Source organism: Calothrix sp. NIES-2098, assembly GCF_963875125.1.
Lineage (GTDB): Bacteria > Cyanobacteriota > Cyanobacteriia > Cyanobacteriales > Nostocaceae > Aulosira.
On the sequence record NZ_CAWNKJ010000001.1, the window covers coordinates 6,437,602 to 6,457,293 of the forward strand.

The 19,692-nt window shown below is 38.1% G+C and carries 16 protein-coding genes; 9 read left to right on the top strand and 7 right to left on the bottom strand.

The window, feature by feature from the left end:
• Positions 1-38 precede the first annotated feature (38 nt).
• The 7 genes from AACU33_RS26945 (at position 39) to AACU33_RS26975 (ending at position 9,572) form a co-directional block, all read left to right on the top strand.
• Positions 39-4,739 carry a non-ribosomal peptide synthetase gene (locus AACU33_RS26945; RefSeq protein WP_096595401.1) on the top strand — a complete coding sequence of 1,567 codons (4,701 nt, stop codon included), beginning with the start codon at positions 39-41 and terminating at the stop codon, positions 4,737-4,739.
• 85 nt (positions 4,740-4,824) lie between these two features.
• Positions 4,825-5,076 carry a DUF6364 family protein gene (locus tag AACU33_RS26950; RefSeq protein ID WP_096592489.1) on the top strand — a complete coding sequence of 84 codons (252 nt, stop codon included), beginning with the start codon at positions 4,825-4,827 and terminating at the stop codon, positions 5,074-5,076.
• The gene (locus tag AACU33_RS26955) at positions 5,066-5,455 is read left to right on the top strand and encodes a type II toxin-antitoxin system VapC family toxin (RefSeq protein ID WP_096592491.1); all 390 of its coding nucleotides are present in this window, start codon (positions 5,066-5,068) and stop codon (positions 5,453-5,455) included. The genes AACU33_RS26950 and AACU33_RS26955 overlap by 11 nt, the downstream gene beginning before the upstream one ends.
• A gap of 79 nt (positions 5,456-5,534) precedes the next feature.
• Positions 5,535-6,365: a class I SAM-dependent methyltransferase gene (locus AACU33_RS26960; RefSeq protein ID WP_096592494.1), complete on the top strand. Its 831-nt coding sequence runs from the start codon at positions 5,535-5,537 to the stop codon at positions 6,363-6,365.
• A gap of 597 nt (positions 6,366-6,962) precedes the next feature.
• The gene (locus AACU33_RS26965; RefSeq protein ID WP_096592496.1) at positions 6,963-7,331 is read left to right on the top strand and encodes a hypothetical protein; all 369 of its coding nucleotides are present in this window, start codon (positions 6,963-6,965) and stop codon (positions 7,329-7,331) included.
• A 220-nt stretch (positions 7,332-7,551) separates the two neighbouring features.
• Positions 7,552-8,883 carry an AAA family ATPase gene (locus AACU33_RS26970; RefSeq protein WP_339376317.1) on the top strand — a complete coding sequence of 444 codons (1,332 nt, stop codon included), beginning with the start codon at positions 7,552-7,554 and terminating at the stop codon, positions 8,881-8,883.
• A complete protein-coding gene (locus tag AACU33_RS26975; protein ID WP_096592502.1) occupies positions 8,880-9,572 on the top strand; it encodes a Rho termination factor N-terminal domain-containing protein in 693 nt (230 codons plus the stop codon). The genes AACU33_RS26970 and AACU33_RS26975 overlap by 4 nt, the downstream gene beginning before the upstream one ends.
• A 96-nt stretch (positions 9,573-9,668) precedes the next feature.
• Here the strand turns inward: AACU33_RS26975 and AACU33_RS26980 are convergent, their stop codons facing one another.
• Positions 9,669-11,159 (bottom strand): outer membrane protein assembly factor BamB family protein, encoded by a 1,491-nt coding sequence (locus AACU33_RS26980; RefSeq protein ID WP_096592504.1) that lies wholly within the window; start codon positions 11,157-11,159, stop codon positions 9,669-9,671.
• A gap of 307 nt (positions 11,160-11,466) precedes the next feature.
• Here AACU33_RS26980 and radC point away from each other — a divergent pair, with 307 nt between their 5' ends.
• Positions 11,467-12,195 carry a RadC family protein gene (gene radC / locus AACU33_RS26985; protein WP_096595402.1) on the top strand — a complete coding sequence of 243 codons (729 nt, stop codon included), beginning with the start codon at positions 11,467-11,469 and terminating at the stop codon, positions 12,193-12,195.
• 212 nt (positions 12,196-12,407) lie between these two features.
• On the opposite strand, the gene AACU33_RS26990 is transcribed toward radC, so the two are convergent.
• Positions 12,408-12,782, bottom strand: coding sequence for a hypothetical protein (locus tag AACU33_RS26990; RefSeq protein ID WP_096592507.1), 375 nt, complete (start codon positions 12,780-12,782; stop codon positions 12,408-12,410).
• Positions 12,783-13,164: 382 nt separating this feature from the next.
• Positions 13,165-13,911: a metal-dependent hydrolase gene (locus AACU33_RS26995; RefSeq protein WP_096592510.1), complete on the bottom strand. Its 747-nt coding sequence runs from the start codon at positions 13,909-13,911 to the stop codon at positions 13,165-13,167.
• A 458-nt stretch (positions 13,912-14,369) separates the two neighbouring features.
• On the opposite strand from AACU33_RS26995, the gene AACU33_RS27000 reads away from it, so the two are divergent.
• Positions 14,370-15,086, top strand: a complete 717-nt coding sequence (locus AACU33_RS27000; RefSeq protein WP_096592512.1) for a response regulator — start codon at positions 14,370-14,372, stop codon at positions 15,084-15,086.
• On the opposite strand, the gene AACU33_RS27005 is transcribed toward AACU33_RS27000, so the two are convergent.
• The 4 genes from AACU33_RS27005 to AACU33_RS27020 form a co-directional block, all read right to left on the bottom strand.
• On the bottom strand, positions 15,044-15,514 hold the full coding sequence (locus AACU33_RS27005) for a response regulator (RefSeq protein WP_096592515.1): 471 nt from the start codon (positions 15,512-15,514) through the stop codon (positions 15,044-15,046). The two genes, AACU33_RS27000 and AACU33_RS27005, sit on opposite strands and share 43 nt — an antisense overlap.
• Positions 15,515-15,988: 474 nt before the next feature.
• Complete coding sequence (locus AACU33_RS27010) at positions 15,989-16,561, bottom strand: chemotaxis protein CheB (protein WP_096592517.1); 573 nt, start codon at positions 16,559-16,561, stop codon at positions 15,989-15,991.
• 2 nt (positions 16,562-16,563) lie between these two features.
• Positions 16,564-17,394, bottom strand: coding sequence for a CheR family methyltransferase (locus AACU33_RS27015; RefSeq protein WP_096592521.1), 831 nt, complete (start codon positions 17,392-17,394; stop codon positions 16,564-16,566).
• Between the two features lie 556 nt (positions 17,395-17,950).
• Positions 17,951-19,609, bottom strand: a complete 1,659-nt coding sequence (locus AACU33_RS27020; protein ID WP_096592524.1) for an alpha-amylase family glycosyl hydrolase — start codon at positions 19,607-19,609, stop codon at positions 17,951-17,953.
• Between the last annotated feature and the right edge of the window lie 83 nt (positions 19,610-19,692).

A 19,692-nucleotide genomic window follows, 5' to 3' on the forward strand; every position in this document is an offset into this window, starting at 1 on the left:
CCGTGCCCCTCTGCCTCTCTTTACCCAAGGGTATCATTTTGAAAACGTTTGAATTCTTATCTTATCTTCGTAGCTTAGATATTCAAGTTTTTATTGATGGCGAAATATTACGCTGTAACGCTCCTGAAGGAAGTTTAACAGCAGAACTGCGTAGAGAAATTCAAGAGCGTAAAGCAGAAATTATTGAATTTTTCCAAGCTGCTAATCGGACTAATAATTATACTTTTACTTCTGTTATATCTATTTCTCGTATAGGGAATATTTCTCTTTCTTTTGCTCAACAAAGATTATGGTTTCTGGATCAATTATTACCTAATAATCCTTTCTATAATATTCCAGCAGCACTGCATTTAAAGGGTTCGCTTAATTTAGCAGCACTAGAGCAAACTTTTAACGAAATTGTGCAACGGCACGAAGCTTTACGCACTAATTTTGTTATGCAGTCAGGGCAACCAGTTCAGGTAATTAAACCTACATTAAAAATATCATTACCAATCATAAATTTACAACAATACCCGCCAGCCGAACGCGAAACCCAAGCACAAAAACTTATTACCCAAGAAGCTCAAAAACCTTTCAATTTAGCAACTGACCCATTGTTGCAGGTAAAACTGTGGCAATTGAATGAAGCAGAATATATTTTGTTGCTGAATATCCATCACATTGTTTCAGATGGTTGGTCGATTGGTGTATTAGTTCAGGAAATTGCCGCACTATATACAGCTTTTACTAATAACCAACCTTCCCCGTTACCACAACTAAAAATTCAATATGCAGACTTTGCTCAATGGCAACGCCAATTGCTACAAGGAGAAGTTTTAGAAGCTCAATTAGCTTATTGGCGAAAGCAATTAGATAATATTTCTATACTCAATCTGCCTACTGATAAACCACGCCCAGCAGTGCAATCTCATCGAGGTGCAAGGCAATTTATCAAACTACCTAAAAGCTTGAGCGCTGGGCTTTTAGCTCTTTCCCAGCAGGAAGGCGTAACTTTATTTATGACGCTGCTGGCAGCATTTAAAATATTACTTTACCGCTACACCCAGCAAGAAGATATTGCTGTTGGTTCGCCTATTGCTAACCGTAACCGTAGTGAGATTGAAAGTTTAATTGGATTTTTTGTTAACAGTTTGGTATTGCGTACTGATTTATCAGGTAATCCAACTTTTAGAGAATTATTAAGTCGAGTTAAAGATGTAGCTTTGGGAGCTTACGCTCATCAAGATTTGCCTTTTGAAAAGTTGGTTGAAGAACTACATCCAGAACGAAATTTAAATCAAAATCCCCTATTTCAAGTAGCATTTGCGCTGCAAAATGCGCCGATGTCGGCGTTAGAACTACCTGGATTAACAGTTAATACCTGGCAATTCGATAGTGAAACAACGCGCTTTGATTTAGAATTTCACCTATGGAACCCAGAAGAAAAGAATGGTTTTTGGGTAGAGAATTCGGGAGGAATTAGTGGTTTTGTTATTTACAGCACCGAGTTATTTAATGATGCTACTATTACTCGGATGCTGGAACATTTTCAAATTTTACTTGAGGGTATAGTTGCAAATCCAGAACAAATAATTGCTGATTTACCCCTTTTAAGTGAAAGGGAATTACATCAGTTATTAGTGGAATGGAATAATACCAAAGTAGATTATCCTCAAGATAAGTGTATCCATCAGTTATTTGAGAGAATTGTAGAGCAAAATTCCGATGCGATCGCACTTGTATTTCAAGAGCAACAAATTACCTATCAAGAGTTAAATACACGCAGCAACCAACTTGCACATTATCTCAAAAAATTAGGCGTTACATCTGAAGTTTTAGTAGGGCTTTGTGTAGAACGTTCTTTTGATATGGTAATCGGGATGTTAGCCATCTTGAAAGCAGGCGGAGCATACTTACCTTTAGATCCCAGCTATCCACCTGAGCGTTTAAAATTTATGCTGGAAGATGCTCAAGTGCCAATTTTATTAACTCACCAGCGATGGCTTGAGCGTTTAGGCGATCGCAATTCTCAAATAATCTGTTTAGATAGAGATGGGGAAATTATTTCTCAAGAAAGTGAAGATAATCTTCCCAGTGAAGTTACACTAAATAATCTTACCTATGTCATTTATACCTCTGGCTCAACAGGAAAGCCCAAAGGCGTAGAAATTGAACATAGAGGATTATTAAATCTGATTTTTTGGCATCAAAAAGCCTTTACAGTTTCATCTGTTGACCGAGTAACGCAGATTGCTGGAGTTGCTTTTGATGCTTGCGGCTGGGAAATTTGGCCCTACCTAACTGCTGGAGCAAGTATCTATATTGTAGATGATGAAATAAGACAAATACCCGAACATCTGCGAGATTGGCTGATATCAAAAGCAATTACAATTTCTTTTTTACCTACACCTTTAGCTGAGGAAATTCTAAAATTAGATTGGTCTAATAATACAGCTTTACGAATATTACTCACAGGTGGGGATAAATTAAATCAATATCCTTTAGCTTCCCATAATTTCCAGGTATTTAACAACTACGGGCCTACAGAAAATACAGTTGTCACAACTTCCGGGCAAGTTCTTGTTAAAAATTCAGATAATAATTTACTACCTGTAATTGGTCGTCCGATATCTAATACCCAAGTTTATATTCTAGATAAAAATTTACAACCTTTACCTATTGGTATTCCAGGTGAATTATATATTAGTGGTGATGGTTTGGCGCGTGGATATTTAAACCGTTCAGATTTAACTGCTGAATGCTTTAAGAAGACAGAAGTTGGAAGCCGTCTGTACAAAACAGGTGATTTAGTTCGCTATCAATTAGATGGAAATATTGAGTTTTTAGGACGCCTTGATGAGCAGGTAAAAATTCGTGGCTACCGCATTGAGTTGGGAGAAATTGAAGCAGTATTAAGTCAGCATCCAGCAGTTGAGCAAACTGTAGTCATAACTCATGAGGATGCAGGCGAAAAACGTTTAGTAGCTTATGTTGTTCTGAATAGTGAATACAATAGCGAGCAAGAAAATCAGCAGTTAATTCAATTGCAAGAGGAGCAGGTTTTGCAATGGCAACTGCTCTATAACGAAACTTATCATCAATCTGCTGCTGATGTAGATCCAAAACTTAATTTTATTGGCTGGAATAGTAGTTACACAAATAAGCCTATTCCTGTAGAGCAGATGCGTGAGTGGATAAATAATCAAGTCGCGCAAATTTTAGCTTTGCAACCGCAGCGAGTATTAGAAATTGGGTGTGGAACGGGTTTAGTACTTTTTAGAGTTGCTCCTCACTGTTCTCAATATTATGGAACAGATTTTTCCCCGATTTCAATTAACTACATCCAACAGCAATTAGCCAAGCAAGAACTTCCCCAAGTAACGCTGCATCAAAAAATGGCTGCTGATTTTTCTGGAATAGAAGCAGCTGCTTTTGATATGGTAATTCTCAATTCTGTTGTGCAATATTTTCCTAGTATTGATTATCTAATTCAGGTACTAGAAGGTGCTATAAAAGCGACTGCACCAGGAGGTGTTATATTTATCGGAGATGTGCGTAATCTGCGGCTGTTGTCAGCTTTCCATGCATCTGTACAACTGTATCAAGCTGAATCTTCCTTAACTCGCGCACAGTTGCAGCAACGCGTACAAATGCAACTTTTTCAAGAAACAGAGTTAGTTATCGATCCAGCTTTTTTTGATGCATTAAAGCAGCGCTTTCCCCAAATTAGCGACGTACAAATTCAACTTATTAGAGGGAAAGAAAGTAATGAATTAACTCAGTTTCGTTACAACGCTATTCTTCATATTAGCAGCGAACAGCCGGAAAGCAGAGAAATACAATGGCTAGACTGGGGCGAAAATAATTTAACAATATCATCAGTAGATGAGCTATTAACTAAGAATCACCCAGAGATTTTAGGTATTACTAATGTACCGAATGCACGGGTAATGACAACAGTTAAAATAGCGGAAGGGCTAGCAGGTGAAAAAGATTTGCAAACAGCAGGCCAGATGCGAAAAGCTTTGCAAGGAATCGAGAATTTAGGAGTAGATCCGGAAGATTTGTATGCACTGGCTAATCAACTATCTTACAAAGTAAATATTAGTTGGTCAGATTCGAGTAGTGAAGGAAATTATGATGTAGTTTTTGTACAGGAAGAAGCAATAAATCAAAAAATTGTTTTACCACACAGCAACCAACAACGTGCATGGTCTGCTTATGCAAATAATCCCCTACAAGCTAAAGCAGCGCGTAAGATAGTACCGCAATTGCAAACTTATTTAACCCAAAAGCTGCCGGAGTACGCGATCCCGTCTATGTTTGTAGTGCGATCGCACTTACCTCTGACAGCTAATGGTAAAGTAGATCGCCGTGCTTTAAAAGTACCCGATTTAATCAACTCAGAGTTAGCCGCAGGTTATGTTGCACCTCGAACTCATGTAGAACAAGTGTTAGCGAAAATTTTTGCTGAGGTGCTAGGAATCAAGCACGTAGGGATTCACGATAATTTCTTTCAACTAGGTGGACATTCTTTATTAGCAACTCAGCTGATTTCCAGAGTGCGCGACAGCTTGCAATTGGAGTTACCTTTGCGCAGCATATTTGAAGCATCGACAATTGCAGAGTTATCTAAGGTAGTGGAGAGTTTTAAACAAAGCAATACTCAAACTCAAGCCCCCGCTTTAGTACCATTATCCCGTGAAAGCCGGCGGATGAAGTTGTCTTCTTTAAACAAACAGAGTAAGGAGGATTAACGAAGAAAGGCAAGAGGGCAGGGGGCAGAAGGTTTCAGGATCAATCTAACAGTTAAAATGAGAGAGTCTAAGACCATGGACAGCCATGACCACTAAAATTACATTAGAAATTGATGAAGCTTTGCTCCAAAAAGCAGAACGTTGGGCAAAACAAAAACAATTGTCGCTTTCTGATGTGATATCCAATTTTCTACGTCAGTTACCAGAACCTGATTTAATAGCCCAAAATGAACATCCTTTAGCAAAGTTTGCGGGAATTTTGAGTGATTCTGAAGCTAGAGAATTGCAGCAGACAATTGCCGCAGAGTTTGAGCAGATAGACCCAAATGAATGGTAACGTAGCCTTAGATACTTCTGTCGCAGTGCGTTTTTTGAATGGCGATGAAGCAGTTGTGGCTCAGGTATTAGCATTGACAACAGTTATTCTACCAACTGTGGTTGTAGGTGAATTATTATTTGGTGCGGAAAATTCAAGTCGTTCTTTGCAAAATCTACCGCGTTATCTAGAGTTTATTGAAACCTGTGAAGTAGTAACTTTAGGTCGAGAAACTGGGGTAATGTATGCTCGAACTCGGTTGGCATTGAAGCAGAAGGGACGACCGATTCCAATGAATGATGTTTGGATTGCAGCCCAGTGTTTAGAACATGGTTGGCGGTTGGCCACGGATGATTCAGATTTTGCCTATGTAGATGGGCTAATCTTGGAAAGTTGGTAATAGAATTCTATACAATTGCTTGTTAGAGATACACAATGCGCTAGCGCCAAAAGTTTAAAGTTTATTCAACACTCCAAATATGCCAAGTGGTGTTCACGATTCAGCCCTGATTGTTAATGCTTTTCGAGCCAGAAAATCCCATATTAGCGCCGATAAGTTTGCAGCATTATGGATTTCACAAGAAAGTGATATCTGGGCAAATAAGTATGCAGAACAAGTTGGCTCAACAGAAATTTTAGTACACGCCCTTCGCCATAGATTTTTTCTTGAGTGCTTAAATAAATTTTTTGATAAATCCCCAGATGGCGTATTTATTAATATTGGTGCTGGATTTACAAACTATCCTTACCTTATCTCGTCAGAAATTTCTTGTTGTGAAATTGATACAGAAGTAAATATCAAATTCAAGCAGCAAAAGCTAGCTGAGTTTGAAATCAAGGGCTATCTTCCTCATCGCCAGATTCGCTTTATAACTGTGAATGATTTGAACGATCTGGCGGAAATTTCCAACCTTGAGTTAATTTTGAGAGAATGGATAAGCGATCGCTCTTCATTTATACTTTTTGAAGGAGTGTTCTTTTACTTACAAATTGAAGCGATCGGTCATTTTTATAGTATGTTGGCTTCTCTACAGCAGAGAGGCGATATTGTAGCTAGCACTTCATTTCGTCCAGAAGAATGTAACAAATTAATGTTTCAAAGGCTGGTAGATTATTGCAGAACAGATTACAAAATGAGGAATTTTACACCTACAACAATTCCTACAAGCTTTTATTCTCAACAACAAGACTATTCTTTAGTTACACATAAAAATTATTACAATTTGTGCCAGGAATTTGCTTCAACAGAACAACTAGAAAATCCAGAGGAAGTTTTAGAGGAAGATTGCTATGTTCTAGAAAGGTTATAGTTAATCTGACAAATGCACTGCAAAGAAATTTGCGAACAACAACAGCAAAATATTAAAACATGGGAATGGTGGTTACAGGTTAGAAAAGATTAGGTGCTGAATTAATTGTAAAAGTATCGCCGAATAATGCTGCTGTTAACAAATAATCAGCGCGATCGCCAGATCCAGCTATTTTAACAGTGCGATCGCTCTCAACACTAACTCTTGCAACTCTTAGACTAGCTGGTGTAACTCGTAGGGTAGCTGTGGTGACTCGTCAACTAGCTGTCGTAACTTGTAGAGTAGCTAGTGTGACTTTTACACTAGCTATTGTGACTCTTAGACTAGCTATTGTGACTTTTACACTAGCTATTGTGACTCTCAGCCTTAGCTTCTGTAACTTTTAGACTAGCTTCTGCAACTTTTAGAGTAGCTTTTGCAGCTAATTTCCGGAATTATACTCTTATTTATCTAGTTTGCTCATCCTAATGCTTGCAAACTTCTGTAACTTCACTGTGGCTGGTACATCTGTTTATTGCGTATGTTGATGGTATCTAAATAACTCCGTATTAAAAGCGATCGGGGTTCTCCATCTCAAAATTTCAACAGGAAAAGTTCATGACACCACGCAAACGCAATTCCAGCGCACTCACCAAAGCCGAACGACGGATTGAAGGAATGCAAATGATTAATCCTCAGTTAGACTTTGGCAATGGCTTATCAATTGCTGATTACAACAGCAAGATTATAGAGATTCGAGATAAACTAGCCACCTACAATCAAGCACGAACTATGATGGATACGACATACACTGCATTAACAGAAGCAGAACGTGAGTTGAATACTCTTTCAGAGAAAATGCTACTGTGTGTTGCATCTCACTATGGCAAAGCTAGCGATCAGTATGGCATGGCTGGGGGAACGCGCAGGTCAAATAGAAAGAAAGCACGTTCAGCGACAAACCAAACACCCATATCTGCGGAGTGATTATTTAGAGTTTGACATTACTGGAATTAGCCAACAAAGAGGTAAATTGAGAAAACAATTTGCCTTTTTGTTTGCAAAAAACACTAAAATAAATGCACAATTTAGTTTTTTACTTATTTAAATATAATTTATTTATACAATCAATTTATTGAGTTAATAATTGTCTTCAAATGGGAACACTAGACTAAGACATTGCTGGAAGTTAACCCATACTATGAGCATGACAATTACTAGCCTTCGTGAAGCTATGCAAAGCCTTCCCGAATATGCACCCGAAGCTGTTGTAAATGACCATTTTAGCCCTCAATTATTGAGGGCATTAGGTTTTCAACCTGAAGAAATTCATCCACAATATAACACTGGTGAGGGTGCCGTTGATAAAGCAGCCAGAAAAACAATTGGAGATGATGTTTTTCTCAACACGAAATCTAATCCTTACCTTCTATTGGAATTGAAAGGAAGGGATGTTAACTTATCCGAAGGTACTGCACAATATCAAACAACTGTTAAGCAACTAAAGCGTTATCTACTTGCACCTTATTGCCAAACTGTACAGTGGGGAATAATTACTAATTCTTGCCATATTCAAATTTTCCGTAAGCATGGAAAAGTGATTTATCCAGCAACAAAATGTATTCCAATTGATGCAGATAATATTGATAGTGTAATTGCTTCAATTCGGCAAAAAATTGAAAATCCAGCTAAAGCTTTAACTGTTGCTGTTTATAACAATAAGGGAGGAGTAGGAAAAACTACAACTACTGTAAATTTAGCAGCCATCTTAACTTTTTTAGGTAAGAAAGTTTTAGCGGTTGATTTTGACCCTAACCAACAAGATTTAACAAGTTCTTTAGGTCTTCCTTTAAGTAAAGGAAGTGTTTTTGAAGCTCTTACAGAAAGGAATGTAGAACTTCAAACTACTCTATATCCTTATAAATTTCCTCTAAAAAAGCTTAAAGTCGAACTGCGGTTTGATGTTATCCCTGCCGATCAAAAACTAGCAGAGAAGTCTGAAAATATCTTGCGTAATCATCTTAAACAGAATACTCTTTATCGCAAGCTAGAATTCTCAAGGCAAGAATATGACTATATTCTGATAGATGCACCTCCTAACTGGCGATTGTTTAGCCAATTGGCTGTTTATGCGGCTGATGTCATTCTCATTCCCACAAAGCATAACAATCTTTTCTCTTTAGAAAATGCTGCAATGGCAATGAAGAAATTTATTCCTGAAGTACAATCTCAAAAAGCTGATGGAAGCCCGATTCCATTGCCAATTTTTTTCAATGGAGAAAAGACTACACCACCTCAATTAGCAGTTGCTCAACAAGAAATTACTAACATTATTAAAACTGCTAAAAAAGAGGGATTTGATTTACTGTCTTACTTTTATCCCAGGTATACCAACGCCAAAAGAGACCTCCATATTCATGAGGTTCCAAGCTACGCTAATATAGCGAGTTCAGCTTTCTCGCGTATTCCTGCGGTTTATCGAGATCGCTCTGCTCATGAATATTACAAAGATTTAGCACAGGAGTATTTTTTACAATGAGTAGCCTCAGCGATATTGGAAATTTGATGCATTTATATTTGGATGAAATTGATCCTGGTGAAGGAACTGGTGCACCTGAATTTTTAATCAAAGCTTCAGCCCATTTACTTAACCAAAAAGGTGGAAGAAATTGGATTCCTGTTATTGTCAAAGAAACTGGCGAAGATAAGTATCAAGTAATTGCTAATTCTTTCATTTATGCAATTGCAGAAGCTGCTGGCTTGGAGCGCGTTTGGTGCATTATTGCCGATGGTAGCGATGAGACAGTTGAAGTAACAAAAATCCTTGCAGGTGAAGAGATTCCAAAAATCAATCTCTCTAAAGCATCTAGGGATGAAATCAAAGCAGCATTAGAATATTTAGTTAAGCAACCAGATAGCGTTCTCAAAGCAGTTAAACCTGCTATAGCTACAAACCGGATAGATGAAGCTCCTCGTCAATATTGGAAGACATTAGAGCCAATCGTTAATCTGAAATGTGGAATTACTAAAGGTAAACAACTTGATGCTTTAAATCAAGTTTTTTATCTCACTCCTCAACCTATGCCAGAGACAATTGTCGACACTGATATTCTTAAAACAATGTCAACTGCCGATCTAAAAACTATGGCGAAAAAACGAGGTATTACTGGCATCAGTAAGATGAAAAAAGACGATCTTGTGGAAGCATTGAGTAAGCCTATCAAGTAGCGACAAGATAACAGAGCGATCGCATCTCTTTAAGCGATCGCAGTTATTTAATTGGTAGTTAAAACTGAGAGCGATCGCTTGCTGTCTGGCTCGCTATTATACCCGTTGAATATTACCGACTACTCTGTAAAATCCCCCTTGTTTAGCTTCTTCTAAAGCGTCCACCCGATAGCGTACTCCTTCCTGACGCAGATTCTGGGGAAACTGCACGTTCCAGTGTGGGTGATAGCCAGGAGAAAGGGTACAAACTTTGAGTTTGCTACCTTTTTTGATGCATTCTACCAAAATTCCGGCGTTAACTGCTGGGGAGGTAGTTGCAGCAGCTATTATATGAGGTTGAGGTTGTGGAGTGGGTGAGTTGGGAGTTGCAAATGCTTCCACATCAAAACAGGCGATCGCACCATCGGTAGTCGTTACATAAAGGCGATTTTTCCAGAGGCGCATCGTGAGAACTGCACCGCAGCCAGTGGGATAGATGGAAAAGCGATCGCTCCCGACAATAAAACAATAGAGATTAGCTTGACTATCAGCCACATATAGGAACTGTCGATCTTCAGAAATAGCACAGGCATAGGCAGCAGACTGACAATTAGCAAGAGTTGCGATTTGAGTTTGCCGAATTTTAAGATCCCCAACTTTCTCTAGTTGATAAATCGTGCCATCACTTGTACCAACAATCAGCTGCTCATCAGTCAACTGTCCGCAAAGAACTGGAGCTGCCGTGCTATTCTCCCAAACAATCTTACCCGTGTTTGGGTTGTAGCAGGTAACGCCGCGACTGTGCCCGTGATAAATTGCTCGCTCGTCAGCAGCTAAAAACCAGCCTCCCCAAGTAGAAGTTTTCTGTTGCCACAATACCTTCAAGTTAGAGTCGAGGTAAGTTAAATTGCCGTAGGCATCCAACACCACAAGGCGATCGCCATGCAGCGCTAGGGCATAGATGAAAAACAGATAAAAATGAGGAACGCTGTCATTACGGGCATTGTAAACTGACCGAGGCAATTTGGCGATCGCATCATAAATCTGACCATCATCACAACTCGCGTAGAGATAGCGATCGTCTCCTACCAAACAGCGCACATTTTGAGGAAGCTTGTGCTGATAGGCAAATTGTCCCTGACAATCCATAGCCAGTATTAAACCATCTCGATTGCCAAGCCAACAGCCTTGCTCATTCACCCATAAACCAAACGCCGGAACCTTCCACGAACCAGCCGGATTAGGCGGTGTGTATTGCCACAAAGCTGTCAGGGGATTGGGTGCAGGTTTTTCCCGTTTGGCGTTGTAGCCCATCGCTTTTGCCTCCGCATACAAAAAATTATGCAGAGATTGCCAATCCGGGCTATGCAGGAAGCGATCGAAATCGTGAAAACCTGGATACTCAATAGCAAAAAATTCTACATGGGCCAGTTCGGGGAAGTCAGCAACATTCAGTAATTCTTTGCGATCGCAGGTTGAGCCAAAATTATAAGCAAATGCTTGCAGTGTTTCTCCAGGTATGGGCAAAAGCATCAAGCCGATGAAAGTTCCCATCTCATGACTTTGAAGTACAAAGCGATCGCCACCTCGATGAACAATAAATCCCATTGATTTGCACCCGTTGTATAAAAGCTAATCTCAATTTGAAAAAGAATGCGACAGATGCATCTGTAGCCATCCTTGACGAAAGTCCGTATGTCACAACCACTAATTAAATTGGTATAAAATATTATTCCCATCTTGAGCTTGCCTACTATTCCGTACCCCTGACTCAAGTAAGAAGCGCACCCTTGCAAAGTATTGGTGAGAATATTTGCCAAAATTAAAGATTTTCTCAAGTAGAGATAATTTATTGAGCAAACAAGGGATAACTAAAGATAGTTCCAACTATGGTAAATATTCTCGCAGTTACTCTATGACCTATTGCCTCAGAATTGCCGATATGCCTGAGACTGAACGACCGCGTGAGCGCTTAATGGCTCATGGCCCAAAAGTTTTAGCCACAGCCGAGTTAATTGCAATTCTGCTAGGTACTGGACAAGGAGCCGGAAAACTATCTGCGGTGGGTTTGGGACAATATATATTAAGTGAATTGGGCAAACATCAGCGCGATCCTTTGGCGGTTTTACGAGAAGTTACCCCTGCTGAATTAATGCAAATTCCGGGAATCGGCCCGGCAAAAGCAACCACTATTTTAGCGGCTATTGAACTCGGCAAACGTGCCTTTCAATCTCGTCCCGAAGGCGCAACTATTGATAGTCCGCTTGCAGCTGCGGCAGCTTTTAGTCAAAATTTGATGTGGCAGACCCAAGAACATTTTGGAGTCTTATTATTAGATGTGAAAAATCGTTTGTTGGGAACACAAGTAATTACAATCGGTACAGCCACCGAAACCTTAGCATCTCCTAGAGAAATTTTTCGAGAAGTTCTGCGTCAAGGAGCAACACGAGTTATCGTTGCACATAACCATCCTTCTGGAAATGTTGAACCCAGCCAAGAAGATATAGAATTAACGCGCCAGTTGTTAGCAGGCGCGCAATTTTTAGGTATTCCCTTACTAGACCATCTTATTTTGGGCAATGGAAATCACCAAAGTTTACGAGAGATAACAACTTTGTGGAATGAGTATCCCCAAGGCGATTAAGAACTGGAAATGCTTTTTTAGATCTGTCATATTATTTTTAATGAAGCGATAGCTGATTTTAATTCTCCGAGAAATGCCTAATTTATAAAAACACTTTTTTTCTTATACTCATGAAAAAGCTCTCACTTAAATATGAGAGCTTTGAAAAATTTTATATGATTTTCCAGAGAAAATAATCAGGCTTTTTCTCTTAACTGAACCGTATTGGGTTATTATTCTTTTTCTACGTTGACGCTGGAATTGACATTAACAGGTAAGTTATTCGGAACCAATTGCTGAACATTATTGCTACTCTGTCCATAAACTTGATTGCGAGAGCAATTGTTCATTCCAGTAAATTCACGGTTCTTTTTTGCAGCATTCAAGCAATGAACATAAGCTGCTCGTTCCTGCCCGCGCAGTCTTCCTCCAGTATTAGAGCGAATATTATTTCCTGATAAATTGGAATTATCTACCAATACATTAGGGTCGACATTGTAATTAATGTTAGCGTTCCCTCGCTCGGCTTTAGGTTTAGCTAAAACACTTGGTATTGCTAACAAAGAAAAAATTAGCACAAGTGAAGCTGCGTACAAACCTTTTTTCATAGATAGATTTGCCTACAATTAATAATTTTGACCGTACTCTTACATTAAGAATGACATTAAGCAATCAAATAACTAATGTTGAAAGCACTTAATTTGAAAAATTTACTATTACTAATTTAAGCTAATAAAATCAAAGATAATTTAAGTATAATTGTCAAATGATTATGAAGTTAAACTAAACTTTAGTATTTAGCTTTTCTAGCGATCGCGTCGTTGTGTTAGTTAATAATCAATGCGCTTTTAGCCATTACAGAAGCACCATCAAGCTGCTCAAGCTTTGATATCTAGGTATCTCAATCCCATCAAAAACCCATCTTCATTTTAGCTGTCAATAATTTCAATCTGAAAAGGTTATCTTCTGAATCATAAATCCATGCTACTTTTAAGAAGGATGAAAATCTTTTCTCAAATAATCTATAGAGTTTAATAAAGCTCTATGCAAAAATTTTTCTTTAGTAAATAGAAATTGAATAGTTTCTTGCCAAACTTTTCTATTCAAGAGCTTTTTATCTTGGTACAAGAGAATAGCCAAGCCCCAAAAAAGAAAAAAGAGAACTAAAAGATTTGATATTAATAAACCTGCAATTCTGATGAAGTAGCTTTTATTGTTATATTGCAGTACATCATATACCACATTTTTATGCTCAATTTCTTCAATAGCGTGCCACTCAAACAGCCGCTTTAAATTTGGTTCTGCGGACGCTATAAAATCGCCATCAAGAGCATATTCAGCCATTAAAGTGGTTAGGTGTTCAATTCCAGCCCCAACAGCTAAATTTAGGCTTATACTCAGTTTGGCGGACAAAAACTTAAAAAGAATTTGTCTAAGAACAAGCAAATAGCCGTCAAATTTATAGCCTAACAAGTGTAAATTATGCCAAAATTTGCTATGATGCTGAGAATGTTGGGCTTCTTCACAGATAAAAGCTTGTGCTTGTTGTTTTAACTCAGGGTTATCAATTTTTCTAATTCTTCTTTTGACATTCTGAATTAAGTATTTTTCAATATCCGGCAGCAGAATTGTTAAGCTATTTAATAAATGGGTTTTAAAAGCACTATTTCCTAACCAGTACCTTTCAATCTTGTTAGAGAACTCGAAATTTACGTGTCTTGTCTCTAGTTTTGCCATAACATCTTAAATTGTTGGCATTATATAGCAGTCTTAGACCTTTTGCGAGAAATTTTCTATTAACAAATTTATATTAGAAAGCAAACGAATTTAAGGCTAAGTTAGCTGAAATCGTTGTAGAGATAGTACTGAACAGTCTTTATATTCATTTTTGGATATGTCTGGGTTGCTTAATTTAGTTACTATTGCTATATTGCCAATTTAAAACATCTACCTCTAGATAGGTAGTAAAAAATCTTTAGTCTAATTGTGCAGCTTTTAGATGGTTTCTCTCGAATGAGAGAGCATTGCTCTTGAGATTGTGAATTGGCTCGTGCAAACAGTTCCTCCGATGGATAGACTCAAATTGTTATATCGCTTTAGAATTGCTGAAAAAGCAGAGATAACCTACCAAAAAGAAGAATTCTGTTATCTCCAAGTGCTGAAAAAAGTATACATAGATTCTTTGAGGCTGAATGATGAACGAGATTCGCGTAATTCTAATTGAAGACCACGACCTAACTCGTATAGGTATGCGTGCTGCTTTAAAGCAACAAGAAGGAATTCAAGTAGTTGGTGAAGCTAAAGATGGCAAATCTGGATTGTCGCTACTGAAATCTCTGCAACCAGATGTGGCGATAGTAGATGTAGGCTTGCCAGATCTAAGTGGAATTGAGCTAACGCAGATATTTAAAGATTCGGAAGCAGACGCATCTTTGGCAACTAAGATTTTAATTTTGACTATGAATGATAGTGAAGATACTGTTTTAGCTGCGTTTGCTGCTGGAGCAGATTCTTATTACATGAAAGATGCCAGCATAGAGAAGTTAGCAGATGCTATCAGAACTACTCATGAAGGTAATTCCTGGATTGACCCTGCTATTGCTCGGATTGTATTGCGACAAAGCAATAACGTTTATACAGAAGCAACTTCTCCTACTAAACCTTCAACAGTTGCAATTAACTCTTTGTCAGAATCAGAAACTGAATTACTTCTTGCTTACCCTTTAACTACACGGGAATTAGATGTTTTGAAGTTAATTGTTGATGGGTGCAGCAACAGCGAAATTGGCGAACAGCTTTATATTACAGTTGGCACAGTTAAAACCCACGTTCGCAACATTTTAAACAAGCTTTCGGTAAGCGATCGCACTCAAATTGCAGTCCGTGCTTTGCGCGCAGGATTGGTTCGATAATTGCTTTTGAGAAGATTGGCCACAGAATTAATAAATTCAACCGGTTCTATTGGCTTGACAAAGTATGCCTGAAATCCAGATGCTAGTGCTTCCTGTTCAACAGTTTCTTGAGCATAAGCCGTCAAGGCTATTGCGGGAATTTGTTTTAGTTGTTGTGCGGACATTGCTCTAATTTTTCGTATCAGAGTACACCCGTCTATTTCAGGCAAGCCAATATCACAAAGCAGTATATCGGGTTGCGTTTGTTCTAATACTGCTAGCGCTTCATAGGCCGATGCTGTTACTGCTACATTGGCTCCTGAATCTTCTAACAAAAAAGTTAGCAAGAGTTGTGTATCTTCATTATCTTCCACTAGCAAAACTCTTAAACCTTCTAAAGTTAGAGATGTTTGCGGAATTTCAGGATTTATGCTATTTGCGATCCGCATATTTTACCCTGTCCTCAGTTTTCTTTGTGAAAGTTAATAGTTTCTTCAGAATTCTAGCAGATAAAAAAAATATGAGCAAAGGTGAAAAACTTTAACTATAAACTCATTATAAAACTATTATTTAATGTATAAACTTATATCTTTAGGTAGATGAAGTATATATAGAAATCTGTATTTAAAATTCAAAGCACTATAGAGCTAGAAGAGATTGTATATATGATTTTTGAAGTTGTTAAGCTGAAAATATAAACTTTTATGATAAGTATATATCCTTATATAACAATTCCTATCTGAGTCTTGGAAAATATTCTGTTTAAGGAACCGCAAAGGAACCGAAGCATGAAAGAACAAGAATTTTACAAATGATATCTGACTGCTATAAGTTAGCTTTACCTTATTTTCTCCTCATTTCTAGTAAAGTTTCAGATTAATGTTTCATAGATAGGATATTAATTTTAGGTTGCACCTAAATTTTTATTTTTTAATATTATAATGACAAAGATAGACTAATTTCTTTGCTATCTCTTCAAGCGGCAAAATCCAGTCTACAGCAACAGCAGTAATAGCAGCTTTTGGCATCACAGCATATTCAGCATCAGTAGGTTCTTGAACAATTGCGATCCCAAAATTAGATTTGACCATTCTTAAACCTTGCACGCCATCCTCATTGGCTCCGGTTAAAATTACTGCAATTACTTGTTTGCCATACACATCAGCAGCCGACTCAAACAAAACATCGATCGAAGGACGAGCATAAGAAACAGGCGCATCAATAGAAAGCGCAAAGTAGCCTGATTCAATTAAGAGATGGTAATCAGCAGGTGCTAAGTAAACGTAACCTGACAAAATTTCATCTTTATCCTCAACTTCTCGGACTGTTAAAGCTGTATCTTGCTGTAAAAGCTCTCCTAACTTATTGCAAGAATCTCGATGGCGATGCTGCACTATTACAATAGGAGATTCTAAATCTTTTGGGAGATTTTGTAGCAAAACTTTTATCGCAGATAAACCACCAGAAGATGCACCAATAACTACAATTTTAAACACTTTTAATTCAACCTCCGATAGAGCTTTTCACCTTTGACAAGCTCTTGGTATTGCTGGTCTTTAGTTGTAAAACGAATTGATTCTTGTCGTCCTAAACCTAAAATACCAAAAGGGCAAAGGCTATTATAAAAAAGTTCGTGTACGCGCTTTTGTAGTGTTTGGTTGAAATAAATTAAGACATTACGACAAATGATGATATGAAATTCGTTAAAAGAACTATCAGTTGCTAAATTATGCTGGGCAAATACAATATTTTCTCGTAAAGATGAGCGAATAATGGCATTGTCATAACCTGCTGTATAGTATTCTGAAAACGATTTATTTCCCCCAGCTTTTAGATAAAGTTGGGTATAATCCTGCATGAGTTTGAGAGAAAAAATTCCACTTTTAGCTTGTTGCAGTACTTTTTCATTAAAGTCTGTGGCGTAAATACGGCAACGTTGATAAAGTTTTTCCTCTTCTAGTAGAATCGCCATCGAGTAAACTTCCTCTCCTGTTGAACATCCGGCGTGCCAGATCCGAATAAAAGGATAGGTACGTAAAAGCGGAATTACTTCGTTGCGCAACGCTAGATAAAAGCTAGGATCGCGAAACATGGAAGTTACATTTACTGTAATACTCAGCAAAAATCGTTCCAAAAATTCCCGATCGTGTAAAACCTGCTCTTGCAAATTAGAAACGCTATTCAGCCCTTCTTTTTTAATAAAATGATGGATACGACGCTTGAGCGAAGATAAGGCATAATTGCGGAAGTCATAACCCCAGTAGCGGTAAACTCCTTCAAGTAGTAACTGAATTTCGATATCTTCTAATTTTGGGTTAGGTAAAGACATAATAAAGGCACAAGAAAATTAACTAGTGTTCTTGCTTTAATCTTGAAAGACAAGCTTCACTAATTATTTGATGAACTATTTGGGAAAATGATTATGGCTAAATAACGCGAAATTACTCAACCATGCTTTTTAATTAAAATTTTCTTTATCTCATAAACATCTCTCCAGGCTTTGCAGTAAATAAATTACTCTACTCAATTCCCAAAGCTGCAATCAAGTTGAATCTAACTACTTCTTGAGGAATATTCATGAGCCAAAATGCAATTTATAGAAATTACGCTTAATATCCAAAATAAAACTTTGATAATATTTTTACGCCCGTCTCAAGTGAGATAAGCAAATAATTCTATGGTTCTAACTTTTTGTATTTTACGATTGAATTTAATTTGAAATTAATAATTTAGGAAATATTTAGGATTGAATTTAATGTAATGCTGAAGATGAATTGTTAAGAAAATATAGACAATAAATATTTAGCTAAAAAGACAAAACCAGGCTTATCAAGAAACCTGGTTATTCTCTTTATAACGATTCTGTGCAACAAAATCTCTGACTGTTATTGCCAGACAAATACCTTAGCTTCAAACGGGCCTAAATCAGTCATCAAGGAGTTATCACCAGCTTCGACATCATAATTACCCGTCCATTCGTGCCAAGTACCATTTTCTGGAAAGTCGGGAATTGTATATCCTGCCAAAAATTCATTAGAAAAATTGGCAACGACTACTACACGCGAACCTTCACCATTCCAACGGGTATATGCTATGACTTGAGATTCTGGATTTTCATGGAAAAAGTTAATATTTTCCGTGTACAAAGCATGATTTTGTTTGCGCAGAGCGATTAAACCTTTGTAATATTCAAATAAGCCACGATTATCGTCACCAGCTAGCAATGTCCAATCAATTTTTGCTTGCTCGGTAGTTTTATATTTGAACTCACCAAACTCTTCACCCATCCAAATTAGAGGAACGCCTACCGCAGTCATCAACAGAACTACACCCAACTTGATGCGGCGGAAAGCTTCTTCTCCTAAAATGTCGCGATCGCCTAAATCGGCCATCACATGATTGTGGTCGTGGTTGGTGAGGTAGTTAACTACATTGGTTGCACCCATAAAGCCTTGGCGCTTGCAGTCCAGCACGTCTTTGAGGCGTTCTAAATCAAATGTATCTCCAGCAATATGCTCTAGAACGCAATGATAAAAGCTATCATGCCAGCAACCATCCATCGGGCCATCAACATTGGTAATGCTAGGTGTTTCGGGGATGTGTTCGGCAACATTGTAAAAGGGTTTGCTGCCAGCAGTTTGCTTGGCTTCCTGCACTATCCAATGCATAAAATCATAATTGGCGATTTGCCTTGCTGCATCGTAACGAATACCGTCAATGTGGTACTCCTCAATCCAGTAACGCACTGTATCGCCAATAAATTTGCGTGCTGGGTAGATATCGAGATTTTCGTCGTAGTGTTCGTAATTAAACTCCGGCCCCCAGTTATTATCAGGATCGCGGGGTTCGTGGTGATACCAATAATCGTGGTCTATTTGAGTTAACGGTGCGGACGCTTCGGAATGGTTATAAATCCCATCCATCAATACCCGAATTCCTCTGGCATGACACTCATCGATTAAATGTTTCAAATCTGCGGTAGAACCATAACTAGATTCTGTAGCTAAGAAATGCCGAGGATTATAACCCCAACTGTAATCGCCAGGATACTCTTTGACTGGCATTAGTTCAATGGCATTAATTCCCAAATCGCAGAGATAATCTAGCTTCTCAATCACATGCTTGTATTTACCGCGCAGTTTGGGGTCATCTTCCCCGCCAGAAAAATCTGCAACGTGTAATTCGTAGATAACTAATTCATGGTCAGCCGGTAAAGGTTTATCATCATGGTGCCAAACATAGGTATCAACAATTCTTTCACCATCCTTAATCCGCACAATGCTATTTTCACTAGCGCTCATGCCATCAATATCGGTAGCATAAGGGTCAGTAACATCTACCGACTGGTCTTCTTCAAAAAACCAGCTTTTGGACTGGACGCGAAACTTATATTCGTAAGTGCCATCTTCTAAATCTACAGTGGCGCGAAAATAACCATCTTCACCCTTTTCCATTGGGATTTCTTGCCAATCAGAAAAAGAAGCAATTAATGATACGGCTTTGTTATAAGGAGCAAACAAATTAAATTCTATAGGACTAGCCATATAATTCCTGTGTGTGGCGAACTCTTTATTAGCGTTGTATGGTTGCATTTTCATACGCAGCATTAAAGATGCACATCACACTG

Excerpts from the sequence above, each read along its gene's own strand:
- AACU33_RS26960 (WP_096592494.1), top strand. The coding sequence starts at position 5,535 with ATGCCAAGTGGTGTTCACGATTCAGCCCTGATTGTTAATGCTTTTCGA.
- AACU33_RS26950 (WP_096592489.1), top strand. The coding sequence starts at position 4,825 with ATGACCACTAAAATTACATTAGAAATTGATGAAGCTTTGCTCCAAAAA.
- AACU33_RS26995 (WP_096592510.1), bottom strand. The coding sequence starts at position 13,911 with ATGGCAAAACTAGAGACAAGACACGTAAATTTCGAGTTCTCTAACAAG.
- AACU33_RS26955 (WP_096592491.1), top strand. The coding sequence starts at position 5,066 with ATGAATGGTAACGTAGCCTTAGATACTTCTGTCGCAGTGCGTTTTTTG.
- AACU33_RS26970 (WP_339376317.1), top strand. The coding sequence starts at position 7,552 with ATGACAATTACTAGCCTTCGTGAAGCTATGCAAAGCCTTCCCGAATAT.
- AACU33_RS26975 (WP_096592502.1), top strand. The coding sequence starts at position 8,880 with ATGAGTAGCCTCAGCGATATTGGAAATTTGATGCATTTATATTTGGAT.
- AACU33_RS27005 (WP_096592515.1), bottom strand. The coding sequence starts at position 15,514 with ATGCGGATCGCAAATAGCATAAATCCTGAAATTCCGCAAACATCTCTA.
- AACU33_RS27015 (WP_096592521.1), bottom strand. The coding sequence starts at position 17,394 with ATGTCTTTACCTAACCCAAAATTAGAAGATATCGAAATTCAGTTACTA.
- radC (WP_096595402.1), top strand. The coding sequence starts at position 11,467 with ATGACCTATTGCCTCAGAATTGCCGATATGCCTGAGACTGAACGACCG.
- AACU33_RS26980 (WP_096592504.1), bottom strand. The coding sequence starts at position 11,159 with ATGGGATTTATTGTTCATCGAGGTGGCGATCGCTTTGTACTTCAAAGT.
- AACU33_RS26965 (WP_096592496.1), top strand. The coding sequence starts at position 6,963 with ATGACACCACGCAAACGCAATTCCAGCGCACTCACCAAAGCCGAACGA.
- AACU33_RS27020 (WP_096592524.1), bottom strand. The coding sequence starts at position 19,609 with ATGGCTAGTCCTATAGAATTTAATTTGTTTGCTCCTTATAACAAAGCC.
- AACU33_RS26990 (WP_096592507.1), bottom strand. The coding sequence starts at position 12,782 with ATGAAAAAAGGTTTGTACGCAGCTTCACTTGTGCTAATTTTTTCTTTG.
- AACU33_RS27000 (WP_096592512.1), top strand. The coding sequence starts at position 14,370 with ATGAACGAGATTCGCGTAATTCTAATTGAAGACCACGACCTAACTCGT.